The sequence below is a fragment of the Natrinema versiforme genome (assembly GCF_005576615.1).
In the GTDB taxonomy this organism is placed as follows: Archaea; Halobacteriota; Halobacteria; order Halobacteriales; family Natrialbaceae; genus Natrinema; species Natrinema versiforme_A.
This window is the reverse complement of sequence record NZ_CP040331.1, coordinates 257,785-270,450: the sequence shown is the minus strand read 5'-3', so window position 1 is coordinate 270,450 and position 12,666 is coordinate 257,785. Positions and strand designations below refer to the sequence as shown.

Genomic DNA, 12,666 nt, shown 5'->3' with positions numbered 1-12,666 from the left:
TCGTTCCTCAGAATGCGTTCAATCCATTCATTTTTCTCGTTCTATTCGTTTTGCTCGTTGAATTCGTTATAGTCGTTCCGCGTGTTTTCAGTGGGGATCTGGACTACCTTCGAAACAAGTGGGGAGATCGTGCTTTACGGCCAGTCGAGTAAGACTTTTAACTGTTACCGGATTATTGGTAACCACCAGATGTATGAGGTGCTCGACGACACGGCGGCACAGACTATCCTCGCCATCGAGAGTGGTGACTCCATCCGCCGTGTCGCCCAACACCTCCACACACCCTACGAGACAGTGAGACAGGCCGTCAATCGGCTGGAAGACGCAGGCTACGTTTCCTATGATGACGGCCTCACTGTCGTCGACGAGCGAGTACGCGACGCAGCACTCGAGCTCGTCGCTGCCAGCGCCGGCGTCAGTCCACCCTCCATCGAGGAAACGTACGTCATCCCACAGTTCAGTGACTGGCCGTTCGCGTTCACGCGGATCGACGCCGTCTACGTGTGGACACAGGGCGGCTACCAGGTCGGTCGCGAGCCCGACGACTATCCACTGTTCCTCGCTGTTCGTGAGCAGGACGTCGACGCCTGGGAGACGTTTTTTGAGTCGTTCGACCTCCCGACCGCATTCGAGCGACAGCCCCGAGACGAGTTGGACGGACCGCTGCAGATCGTCCTCGAGCCACGCGCGTCACTCGATATCGAGCACGTTGAAGGGTACCCGGTGATCCCGAGAGCAGAGACAATCGAGTATATGCACGAGAACTACGCCCAGTTCCAGTCGGGGCTGGCGATGCTCGACCGGATGTACGAGGACCTCGACCTCGGCGTCGCGTATCGAGAGACCGAACGGGCCCAGCCATGAGCTTCAACAACCGAAGTGACGCGCTCATCGAACTGCTCGAGGAGCTCACCCAACAGGGTCACGAGTACGTTCTCGTCGGCGGGTACGCTGTCTCAGCGTTCAATGCTCGCTTCTCCACGGACCTCGATATCGTCGTCGCGCCGGACTCCAAGGCTGACTTCGTCGAGTTCCTCGAACAACAGGGATTCGAGGAAACGGACAGCCACGCCAAGGAATGGTTCTACGACACCGAAGTAATCGAGTACGAGAAGCGGCTCACGCCGCAGCAGCCGATCGGCTTCGATCTCCTGGTAAACGGACTCGGGTGTCGCCAGACGGAGGCACAGTGGTCGTTCGACTACCTGTACGACCACAGCCACCAACAAGAGGTGAGCGGAGGTACAGTGACGACCACAGCCAGAGTCATCGATGGGGCAGTCCTCGTCGCGGCAAAGCTCCATAGCGGCCGTGAAACAGACCTCCGGGACGTCCTGGCAGTAGCAGAAGAAATCGATCTCGACGCTGTCACGCCTCACCTTCGGCGAGGGGGCGACGATGCGCTACGGGAGCAGCTTGAGCGTGGACTGGAGATCATAGAGAGCGATGAACTCAAGCACGGGTATCGGAGTGACTTCGGGGCCTCAGCAGTCTCAGAAGAAACGGTCATCGCTCTCCAAGAGTATCTGTCTGCACAGATTAACCACCTGAGCTGAAGCGGTCGGGACCCCCTTGATCTGAAGTGAAGATAGGGTCCTTCAGCGGTGTTTACAGTCAGTCAAAAAATTGGAGGGGCGGTGTCAGTCGACCGTCGCTAACACACGGACATCCGTAGCTGAGTGTCGTTCCCGTTCAGTACGAGCACCATGCTCGCGGAGGAACTCATCAATACGGTCGGCAAGGGACTCCGCGTCCTCTCTATCAACGTGGACGATCAGCGTCGGATGTTCCTCGTCGCTGTTCTCAATCACGAGCGAGACATCCTTGAATTCGTCCGGCTGTCTATACGCCTCGAACTCATCGGCGACCTGGTCGGCCAGGTCGTCGAGTACCTCAATCGGTTCCTTTGTCATAGATTGAATATCGACCTTGGAAGGTTGTGCCATCGCGAAGGGTGAAGAAAACGTGACGTGACTTTCAGAACCACCTCCATCAGACAAACGCGAACGGAGCCTTCTCACACCGATGGTTTACCGAGAAGAAGATCGATCCACAGAAGGGACAATGGGTTAGAGTGCTCGCGGATCGCTATCGACAATGCTCGCAAACGCGACGTTCTCCTGAACTTGTTCGATTTCGACTGTTGGCTCGTCGCCGGGCTGAGCGCCGGGAACGATCACGACGTACCCCCGTTCGACTTTCGCAATACCGTCTCCTTGATCACCGACGGTTTCGATTGTCACGTCGCGCACTTCTCCCTCATCAACAGGAGGACCAGATGAATCATGGCTCGTGCTCCCCTGAGAGGCGGGATGCCGTGGGGCCTGTGGAGATGTTGATTCAGCTTTGGAGGAGGAATCAAGGAGAGCGATGCGGTACGTTTCATCACCGGTCAGCGCCCCGTGCTTGATCTCACTCGGAGGAATCTCGATGACGAAAGTGCCATCCTCCTCCTTAATTTTCGCAGTGAAAAGCGAACACAGGGAGTCTGAGATTTCTACCATAACTGGGTTTGATACTGGATACAATTAATCGGTCTCTTTGAGAAGGAGCGAACTGGATCAGCTGTCCTCAGCTGGTTCTTCCCAAGGAATGTCTCGCTTATGGACTACAGCGAGCTTCGAGTCGTCATCATCTTCTATTGCACTGAGACCACGCTGGACGAGAGTGTGAACCTGTCCAGCAGACTCCGGGAACGAAAATTGGTCATCCTCCGCGTCAGCACGGAGTTCCAGATAATGGAGGTACAACCTGAACCTCGTATCTGCTCCGATAGGCCACCAAATCGTCCCTATCTGCTCATCTACCTGATTGTCCCAATGCTCTATGAGTTCACGGATATCGTCGACGAGCTCCTCCCCAGAGGTGCGAAGGCGGAGGGAGTATTCCCGATCCCGCTCCATCTCTTCGATTATATCCTGAAGGAAAGGCTCAGCCTCCAGGGCGGTAGGTGAGGTCTGATCCGCTTCTAGCAGGCCTTCTAACGCCCGAATTTCTTCACGCCGAGCGGCTACAGCGTATGCGACATTGTACTTGTCCTCGGGGAAGATTTCGTGCTGACTCGGTTGCTGTGCCTGAGGGACAGTATCCCCAGTGGATGAGCTAAATAAGGTCTCAAAGAGTCCCATACGCTTCGTCCGGAGGGCACCCATAAGTACTTCCTGTCAGAGTGGACCTCAGCTCCGGCGACAGTGTACCTTCTTACCAGTCGTTGCGTAATCAGAGGATCTCGTGTGAATCCTGACCGACTTGGGAACGCGTATGAAACTCATCCAAAATATAGAGGATTGAAACATCAAATAATGACGTCAGCTGTTGCTGATATCGGACAATGTCTTTCTTATCTCCGGTCACAATACGCTGAAGCATATCGCGTTCTGCAAGCCCTATTGCGTCAAGAAGCCACTGAGAGTCTACTGGAGGAATCCGGGACTCCCGAATTCCGATGTGCTCCTTGACTAGACCGCGAGCGCGCTCCTGATCGTCATAAGTTGACGACATGACGTGGACAGCATCCATTAGTGCGTCTTTCCGCTCCTTTGCGTCGTGGAGAACACGATCTCGAAGATCTTCGACACACCGTTTCGCATTCCGTGGGGTGATTTCACGCGAGGAGAAGTAGTCCTGGAAGTGTCGAACAAAGTGTGGCTTGGCCTGACTTCGAACCTCAATATTATTGAAGAAAATCTCTAAGATCCTCTCAAAGGAAAGCCCATCGTAGCGCTGTAAATCGATTTCTCGGTTGTACATTGGGATATTATCCTCGACGTTCTCTTGAAAGTCTTCAAGAACGGTCCCGAACACGCCATCGGTATCGTCAGGGTCAACCTGTAGCTGATCGGGGTCAGACACAACTCGAGGCGCTCCTTGTGGACGGCTGCAATACTCGTAGATCACAAACTCACTCGTGAAGAGCGTGTTATGACCGTCTAGGATACGCTCTGCTTCTACGGCCCACCGATCGTGAGAAAACGTGAGTCCAATGAGGACGTTAGTGTCTACGAAGTATCGAGTCATTGGCCCGGATGGAGATCTTCGTGCGCAATTCCCCGGCGTTCAAGAATCGGAGCAACAAGTTCGTCAGCTGCACTCCGTTCAGATTCGAGTTCAGTCGGTAATCCAGAAAATTTCGCATCAAGGTCTTCCTCTTCGAATTCGTCAAGTTTCTGAATCGCAGAACTCCGAGCCTCCTCAAACGAGGTTATACCGAGGTTCCCACGAACCTCTTCCGGAGACATTCCCTGGGCATGCCGTTGAGCAAGCTCGAGTGCAAAGATACGCCAGAACGTTACATTCACCGTCATCAATCTGGAGGGATCAGGAGAATGAGAATGGAGTTCTCGAGTGACCGAGTTATACCACTTGATTAGTGGTCGATCGTACTCCGGAAATCGGTCGTTTGGAAATGATTCAAAAGTGTCGTGGACGGAGCTGAGTACTGATTCTCTGCTTGGGTCAACCTCAAAGAAATCGTGGTACTCCATATGTAACGTTCGTATTTTCTTATCTAGCTCCCGAAAATCCCGCTGAACCTGATACGGCGCATCATCATACATTCGGTCTGTGAGCCATTCTAATCCATGTTCGTAATATTCAGAGAGAGCCTCTGAGACAACAGAACGTAGGCGATCTTCAAGTCCGGGCTCGTTAATACTCGCTGAGGGGACAGTCGAGGGCGTGGCTGGAGAGACGGTACCAAAGAGATACCAATAATACGGAATCTCGATGTCCAAATTTTGCTCGGCAGATTTGACGTCAACACGATAGAGGAGCTTGTGAAGCGACTTTTTCGGCAGCGCATCCGCAGCCCCACGTTCGCGATTGAGGAGGCGCAGAGTCGTTCCCAAGTCCTCGCGGTTCATTATATCCAATATCTACCGCTCGTTTTATAGAAGTACCGTCGGGTCCCAGTAGACTATCCAACGACTGAGGGAAAAGTAATTCACACGAGACTTCCTTGTAACGAGATACATCGTGCCCATCTACAATCTATATAAAGAGCGGGAAGGGACAGCGCGACGCGGGGAGGACTATAAGGAAGTCGTCATTGAGTACATGGAAGGGCTGAATTACATGGTTGAGCGGGATTCAGCTTTCCACTCCACGCTTGACGATATTCAGTTTGTGAACAAAGCTACGGGCGATAAAGTGGTAGCCGAGGCAAAAGCGTATTCCACAGGCCTCAGCCCGAACGATTTTAGAGACGAATTGGCCCGGTATTTCCTCGAATATATCAAACAACCCCAACCCCACCGGTTTGATTTCTATATTTTTACGGAGACACTTTCTAATGACCAGCTCTGGAAAGCCCTGTTCGATCGTGATGTCACCGATAATCAGAAACTGGTCGACTTCTACGAAAAGCTCAAAGACAGCGTTAACGATGAGGTCGTAGATCGGCTAGATGATACTGATGTAGATGAGTTCCGAGATTTTGCTATCGATACCCATGTTTTCGTAGGTACATACGACGACCTCCGTCAACAAGCTCATCAGTTCGAGAAAACAGAACGGTTCCAGTACGAACCATATCTTCATTCGTATGAACCGGTTTCTGAGGAAACAGAATATGCGACGAATCTGTTTCAGGTAACCCGCTACCCAGAGACACTGTACATCGTAGAGACGACAGAGGAAGCCGAATCTGCTCGCGTCTATAATTACAACAACGAAGCGTTCCCCATCAAGCTTCACGAGCGGAAATTATATTCGCTCGTTCATCCGGACCATCTTCCGGGGTCTACTCGTCATTACATACACGAGGACCGTTTCGAAACGCGAGAGTTCGAGGAGTTCCTCCGAACGCGGGCTCAAGAAGAGGAGCGTGAAAACATCGTAAGATCCCTTCTCAGGGGGATTTTCACTCTCGTTGCAAGAGACAACGATTGTCTCATCGACCGTGAGAAAGGAACAACCGTATACCCGGAACTGGATCGCAGACAGCACGGTACCGAACGAAAACTAGGTCGATCATGGGTTGCAAAGGAGTTAGACTCCTACCCCGATGTCATCCACCGCGGTGTCAAAGTACGAGTACGGCGCTATGCGGGAGAATACTACTACGTTCTGCTACCCACACAGGTTTTCACTTCAGATGGTCGTCGACCTGTAACAGGCGAGCGTAAATCACGGCTCCAAAACGACTTCTCGCCAAATCGTTTCCACGCCCAGAATAGTAAGTACGACCGCCAACTGCGTGTCTGGGAAGAGTTGCTGATGTCGGATCAGACCCAGCTTGACCGGTTTATGGGTGAAAAGATACCCGTCGTAAAGGAACTCGAAGTAACCAGAGTTGACTCGCTGTCCCTCAATGTCCGCCCGCCCAAAGACGGAGACGAACGTGATGAGCTCATCGAGTCAGCTTCTGATCTCGAAAACACAGGTGGAATTGAACAATGACGCCCCAAGATACCCCGTTCACGCTTCGTCACCTCGAGGAGCCAGAGATTCAGTTTGAAGGAGGTACTGAAACCTCTCCCAAACGAGGCCTTATCAGATATGGTCCACGCCTCTATGAGGAAGGACACCATACTATCAAACTCGGGATTATCGGCGATCGAGATTCAATCCGCCGGTTGACCGAACTACTTCATGATATGGAGGTCGGGATCCATCCAGGAACAAGTGATAATCCGTGGCAGGTTCCCTATCCCGGGCTAGGTAAGAGTTCCCCGCTCAATCTCTCTATTAATGCAAAAAAGGGCTGGAGACGCCAAATTCGTCGACGAGACATCCAATCTGTTACGAGTAAATCGACCCCCAGAGATCGGATGGAGCGATTCCTGAAGCTAGTGCGGAAAGACATAGAGATAATCGAACGGGATTCGGTTCAGCCGAACGCAATCATCGTCTGTATTCCGCAAGAAGTGATGGACGCGTGTACTCCTGAGAACCAAGACCATGCGCGAATCCAGTCGGAAGGTTCTGATCTGCGAAATCGAATCAAACTGATCGGGATGGAGGCTCGAATCCCCACACAACTGATTAAGCCATCCACACTTTCGATCCGTACTGACCGACAGCGAGCATCTCGGGCCTGGAATCTCACAGTTGGACTTCTATACAAGTCTCAACGAGGGCATCCCTGGAAAACTCGGCAGATCGAAGATGGGCACTGCTACGCAGGGCTCTCGTTCTACAGAGAGCGAGACGAAGGAGATGATGTAATTCGAGCTGCTCTTGCTCACGTCTTTCACGGACGGGACCATATTATCCTTCAGAGCGATCCACTCCCGGATATCACCGAGGACGAGAATGGGTCTCCCCACCTCTCATATGAGGCGGCTAGACAGGTAGGTGAGCAGATTCTGGAATACTACGAAGCTCAGAAAGGGACACGTCCCAGCCGGTTCGTCCTTCATAAGCCATCTGTCTTCTGGGAAGAAGAACGTGAAGGGTTGCTTGATGCCACAGACGGTGTTCGCGATTTAGATCTAGTCTGGGTTCGTAGGCGGCCAAAGGTCAGGTTGTTCCCACCTACGGATTATCCCGCCATGCGGGGAACCCTCCTGAGCGTCCCTGATGACGACGTCCACTATCTCTACACATCCGGATATGTCCCGGAAGAGACGACCTATCAGGGGAGTGGAGTACCATCACCGATTGAGATCCGACCTGACGAGATTTGTGAGACACCCTCGTTAGAGATCTGTAAGGAGATTCTCTTTTTCACAAAACTCGACTGGAATACATCGGACTACGCAATTCGGATGCCAGCAACCGTGAGTGTTGCAAAGCGTGTCGGTACAATCCTATCCGAAGTAGATACTGAGTCCATTTCAGAGGTTCGGCCACAGTATTTCTACTATATGTGAATCGGTGAGTGAGAGGCTTATTCGTCTGAATCAGAGATTGGATCTAGCTGATAACCAGCAGACCGCAGAAATTCGCGGATATGCTCAACCTCTTGCTTCTCTTCAGGGGAACTCGTCCCGAGTAGTTCTTCAATTACCTGCTCTCCATCCTCATAGAGAGTAATTGATTCATTGAAGGAGGTGTTCTCAAGTGGATCTCGTCGCTCATCAATCACGATCGGTTGCCACCCGCCCTGGTACTGGTATCGGTAGAGGGTGATAGTGCGGACGGTGTCTTCGTCGACGAAGAAGCTCGTTTGTTCGCGTTTGCTGGCGACCGCGAACTTCCCGCTGTCGAGATCCGCAGCAAAATCCTCGAAATTGTGGAACTCAGCAGGAACCGGCCCATCGACGACATGAGTGATAATTCCCGGCCAAGTAAACCCATAGACACGCTCGAAGAAGCTGACACCATTGTCGTCGGGAGAATCAAACACGAGGAGAAGATCGCCCAGCTGGAGTTCTGTACCTGCTACGCTGATATGCGACGAATATGGATAGGCGTCGCCGTCGTCGAGGACTTCGATATCGGGCTTCGGCATATTGTCCGAGTCTGATCGGAGCTACAAAGAGATGGCTAATAGTTGGCGGATTGGACGTCAGATTGGCCAGAGGGGCGTATCATAGTCGAACTCCAGACCTGTTACACTAAACTCCTCTTTAAAATACCAAATGACTAAGTCAACTGTCTGTATACACCCTGATAACCTACTATGCAGGAAACTCAGGGAAGTGGACATTTCGTGATACAATTATGCCGATGATACGGGTACAGGACTGGACGAAAGAACAGCTAGAGGAGATTAAGGACGAGGAAGACCACACGTCCCTCGATTCAGTAATCAAGACGCTCCTCAAAGAACGCGCCAACGAAACTACCTCTACAAACGAATGAGCGATACGCCCACAACCACCGGCACGACGAATCGCCCGCCGAGTATTTTCGACTCTTGCGAACCTCGCCAGGACGTTCTCACCGGTGAACTCGCTGAGGACCAATTCGCGGCTAGCCTCGCGGACGTCGCCCACAGCGACGACGCTCCTGATGTCTACGCGGACCCTCGACTCTTCTTCGAGAAAACCTACCCCACTAGCGGTCTGCAGGAGCTTCTCACGCGTCTCGCAACCCGTTTCGTCGGCGCACATAACGACGACTACACCGGCACGAACGGCATTCTCCGACTCGACACCAGCTTCGGTGGCGGGAAAACCCACAACCAGATTGCCGCGTATCACCTCGCAGAATCGCCGAGTGCTGTCCCCGATCTGTCTGACTTCATCCTCGACCAAGACATCGCCGATGAGTATACTGACGCCGCTGCACTTGGTCTCGACGTCAACTCAGCCGTCTTCGTGGGCACACACGTCGACGCCGAGGACGCTCGCTCGAACTACGACGACCCTGACGCCCCCGCGACGAAGACGATGTGGGGCGAAATGGCCTACCAGCTGTTCGGGCGGGAAGGCTACGAATTCCTACGCGAAAACGACGAGAACCGAACGCCTCCAGGAACGACCAAACTCGAGCGGCTCTTCGAGCGGAACGACAATCCATCGCTCATCCTCATCGACGAGATCGCCGCATATCTCGAGCAAGCTGCCGCTGTCGAAATCGGAGATTCGACGCTCGCGAAGCAGACGAATACCTTCCTGATGTCGCTGCTGTCCGCGACGCAGAACAACGACAAGGTCACTGTTGTCCTCAGTATCGCGGACACCGCCTTCGCCGACCAAGCCGAAGACGTCCGTGGTCTCGTCTCCGAGACCATCTCTGAGTTCAACAGTATCAGCGACCGTGTCGAGGGCTCCATTACGCCGACGGAGGACAACGAAATTGCCGCTGTCCTGCGACACCGCTTGTTCGAGAGCGTCGCGGAAGATGGGCGCGATGCGACAGTTGATGCCTACATGTCTCTCTACACGGGTGATCGTGACTCCTTCCCCGACAGTGCGACGAACCCGGAACACCGAGACCGCCTCGAAGACAGCTACCCGATTCATCCGACGGTCATCGATACACTCACAGAGGAACTGGATTCCCTCCCGTCGTTCCAGCGCACTCGTGGTGCGCTCAAGCTCCTCTCCCGCGCAGTCTACCGCCTCTGGCAGCACCAGAGCGACTACCAAGAACGCCACTTCGTCCGCCTATTCGATATGCATCCCTCCGACGGGGACGTTCGTTCGACACTTCTCCGGCTGTTCTCGTCGGTCGACATGGACTTCGAGGCCGCGATCAAAGCCGACATCTTCTCGGAAGATGGCACGGCGAACGCAGAGGAAGAGGACCGGAATTGGGTCAAGAACGGACACCCCCCACTCGGAACACATCTGACGACGGCAATCCTCTGGAAAAGCATCGTGAAGGGCGCCGACGGGCGCGGCACTACACGCCGGCCTCTTCGACACGCGATTGCCAATACCGAAGTCGAGCTCGCGCACTACGACGACGCGCTCAATAACCTCCTTGGAGAGGGACGTCGGTCTGCGTGTTTCTACCTGCACGGAGACAACGGTGAGAAGATCCAGTTCAAGTCAGAGCCGAACCTCACGAAACTCATCGATTCCGTCGTCGAGCAGCTGCAAGACGGGCTCGCCCGACGGCATCTCGAGGAAGCCCTTGACGAGGCGCTCGGCCAGGGTAGTCTGAATGTGATTGTCGGACCGGAAGAGCCACACGAGATCCCGGATACGGCCGACGAAGCGCATCTGTGCGTGATGGACTTCGATACGGTCACCATCACGGACTACGAGACCGTCCCCGAGGCAATCCAAACGCTGTTCAAGAATACAGCATCGTCGAGTGGCGGACAGAAGACGCCACGGGTGTTCAAGAACAACGTCGTCTTCCTCGCAGCGAGCGCGAACGACGTAACTGACGCGAAGCGGACCGCAGAGCGCGTCGCTGCCATCAAACACATCCAGAATAATCTCGGCGACCAGTACGAGCTCAACACCGAACAGCAGGACAAGCTCGGTGAACGCCTCGATAGCGCGAAGGGCACGCTCGATCAGGACATCAAAAAGGCGTATACGCATCTCTACTTCCCGACTGGAGATGGCCTGGCTCATCGGAACGTCACCACCGACAGCACCATCCATCAGAGTGTCATCGAGAAGCTCGATGAAGCAGGCGCGATCATCCCCGAAGGAGAGGACGCCTACGGTGTTGATTGGTTCGAGGCGACGATCTGGAACGTCGGCTCGACCTCGATGACGACGAGAGCAATCGAAGAGCAGTTCGGGAAGCGCCAAGATGCAGAGATTCTCCTGTCCCCCATCCCCCTGCGAAAGACGATCGCCCGGCTCGTCCGTGAAGACGGGTACGCCTACTGGGACGAGGAGCAGAAGACCGGGTACTACACGCCCGAGACGACGCTCACGGCGACCGATCACGAACTCGACGACGCGAAGAATCTGCACGCAGGCCTCAGCTATCAGGACGTGAAGCTCTCGCAGTCGCACACACTCTACACCTCGCTCGATGAGCTGGTCGACGACGTCGGGAGTGAGATCGAATGGGAGGAACCCGACGAAGACGAAGAGCAAGAGGACGAGACTACTGACGACGATGATGAGGGGACTGGCGGCAGTAGCGGCGGCGGTTCAGGTGGCGATGACGAACCTGAGCCGTTCAGTAAACTCATCGAAGTTCGAACCTCCGAGCCCGCACACGTCTCTCGGGCCCTACAGGAAATGCGGGCTGACATCGCGGACGAACTTACCAGCGCTCGCGAGGAGTACGACGGACACCCTGACGAACTGACGCCCATCGTCGAAGGCGTCTGGATCCATCTGGACGGGGCCGATGCGTGGAAGGGCGCGTGGTTCACTGCAAACAAACTCAGCAACGATGAGGACTTCGCGGAGGACACGATGATGGACTTCGATTATGAGGCCAACGACGGAGCCGACTCGAAATCGGAGTTCGAAGTCGATTTCAATGGACGCCCGGAGGTCTTCGCGAGCCACCTCAGATTCAACATGGAGCCGGAAGATCTCGCGAATCCGGATGGCGGTCGTACCGCTGAAGCCGAGTTCGCGATTGAGTTCGACGAGGGCGATGACCGCCTCTATGGCGACACGTTCGACCTCCTGGACGAGCTCCTCGCGGTCGACAACGCATTCACCGTCACGATGCACACGCAGATCCGTGTGATCGAATCCAGCGAGGTGACCCAAGTATGAGCCAGGGCATCGCCGAGGGGAATTCGTTCGCCTTCACCACCGGCGCGTACGGGAATCGACCGACATTCGTGTTGACGCGTGATCGGGTCGACGACCAGCACGAAATCACGCTTTACGAGCTGGCGCCCCGTGATATCGCGACGGCTCGACGAGAACGGTTTGAGAGAGCCCAAAAAGCAGTAAGCGTCTCAGTACGCGAACTGGAGGAGGCCATTATCGGCGACCGTTCACCGTCCGAACTCCCCGGGGCAGATGACGCGGCGTACGATTGGGATGACTGGTGTGCGATTCGTATCGCGACGTTACGCGGCGGGGCGTTCAACGAGGTGAGTTTTCTCATCGAATCTACCTTCCGTGAGCTGAGTCTTGATCCCGAGACCGTCTGTACAGGAGACCCAGCAAGCGTGAGTCTCCCCGAAGCGGCCGGTGTTCGGCTCTCGATCGCGTTCCGTTCGATGAAGCCGATGCGACGCCGAGACCGTCTCCGTGAAGTCGCAAAGGGAATCGACCAGATGAGCCTGGGTGAATGCTACTACTGGCACGCTAAGGCTCGCTCGCCGTCCTCACCCAGCGGTACGAAAGCACTTCGCGTTTTGCTCGCCGACCACATCTAACGAGATTTCGATAT

General features: G+C 54.4%; 12 protein-coding genes. 6 read left to right on the top strand and 6 right to left on the bottom strand.

From position 1 onward, the window contains the following. Window positions 1–189: 189 nt before the first annotated feature. Window positions 190–864, top strand: a complete 675-nt coding sequence (locus tag FEJ81_RS19930) for a helix-turn-helix domain-containing protein (protein WP_138247008.1) — start codon at window positions 190–192, stop codon at window positions 862–864. Then, a complete protein-coding gene (locus tag FEJ81_RS19925) occupies window positions 861–1,556 on the top strand; it encodes a nucleotidyltransferase domain-containing protein (RefSeq protein ID WP_138247007.1) in 696 nt (231 codons plus the stop codon). Before FEJ81_RS19930 ends, FEJ81_RS19925 begins: the two co-directional genes overlap by 4 nt. Window positions 1,557–1,640: 84 nt before the next feature. Here the strand turns inward: FEJ81_RS19925 and FEJ81_RS19920 are convergent, their stop codons facing one another. The 5 genes from FEJ81_RS19920 to FEJ81_RS19900 form a co-directional block, all read right to left on the bottom strand. After that, window positions 1,641–1,913 carry a hypothetical protein gene (locus FEJ81_RS19920; protein ID WP_092635495.1) on the bottom strand — a complete coding sequence of 91 codons (273 nt, stop codon included), beginning with the start codon at window positions 1,911–1,913 and terminating at the stop codon, window positions 1,641–1,643. A gap of 156 nt (window positions 1,914–2,069) precedes the next feature. Continuing rightward, on the bottom strand, window positions 2,070–2,504 hold the full coding sequence (locus FEJ81_RS19915) for a TRAM domain-containing protein (RefSeq protein ID WP_138247006.1): 435 nt from the start codon (window positions 2,502–2,504) through the stop codon (window positions 2,070–2,072). Window positions 2,505–2,561: 57 nt separating this feature from the next. Continuing rightward, window positions 2,562–3,128, bottom strand: a complete 567-nt coding sequence (locus tag FEJ81_RS19910; protein ID WP_229504808.1) for a hypothetical protein — start codon at window positions 3,126–3,128, stop codon at window positions 2,562–2,564. 91 nt (window positions 3,129–3,219) lie between these two features. After that, window positions 3,220–3,852 carry a hypothetical protein gene (locus tag FEJ81_RS19905; protein ID WP_229504807.1) on the bottom strand — a complete coding sequence of 211 codons (633 nt, stop codon included), beginning with the start codon at window positions 3,850–3,852 and terminating at the stop codon, window positions 3,220–3,222. Window positions 3,853–4,013: 161 nt separating this feature from the next. Continuing rightward, window positions 4,014–4,862 carry a hypothetical protein gene (locus tag FEJ81_RS19900; protein ID WP_138247003.1) on the bottom strand — a complete coding sequence of 283 codons (849 nt, stop codon included), beginning with the start codon at window positions 4,860–4,862 and terminating at the stop codon, window positions 4,014–4,016. Between the two features lie 112 nt (window positions 4,863–4,974). Between FEJ81_RS19900 and FEJ81_RS19895 the strand changes: the two genes are divergently transcribed. Continuing rightward, window positions 4,975–6,399 (top strand): hypothetical protein, encoded by a 1,425-nt coding sequence (locus FEJ81_RS19895; RefSeq protein WP_229504806.1) that lies wholly within the window; start codon window positions 4,975–4,977, stop codon window positions 6,397–6,399. Continuing rightward, on the top strand, window positions 6,396–7,814 hold the full coding sequence (locus FEJ81_RS19890) for an argonaute/piwi family protein (RefSeq protein ID WP_229504805.1): 1,419 nt from the start codon (window positions 6,396–6,398) through the stop codon (window positions 7,812–7,814). Before FEJ81_RS19895 ends, FEJ81_RS19890 begins: the two co-directional genes overlap by 4 nt. Window positions 7,815–7,831: 17 nt before the next feature. Here the strand turns inward: FEJ81_RS19890 and FEJ81_RS19885 are convergent, their stop codons facing one another. Then, window positions 7,832–8,395, bottom strand: a complete 564-nt coding sequence (locus FEJ81_RS19885) for a hypothetical protein (RefSeq protein ID WP_138247002.1) — start codon at window positions 8,393–8,395, stop codon at window positions 7,832–7,834. A gap of 349 nt (window positions 8,396–8,744) precedes the next feature. Here FEJ81_RS19885 and FEJ81_RS19880 point away from each other — a divergent pair, with 349 nt between their 5' ends. Further along, window positions 8,745–12,038 (top strand): ATP-binding protein, encoded by a 3,294-nt coding sequence (locus tag FEJ81_RS19880; RefSeq protein ID WP_138247001.1) that lies wholly within the window; start codon window positions 8,745–8,747, stop codon window positions 12,036–12,038. Continuing rightward, on the top strand, window positions 12,035–12,652 hold the full coding sequence (locus FEJ81_RS19875; RefSeq protein ID WP_138247000.1) for a DUF7680 family protein: 618 nt from the start codon (window positions 12,035–12,037) through the stop codon (window positions 12,650–12,652). The genes FEJ81_RS19880 and FEJ81_RS19875 overlap by 4 nt, the downstream gene beginning before the upstream one ends. Window positions 12,653–12,666: the final 14 nt, after the last annotated feature.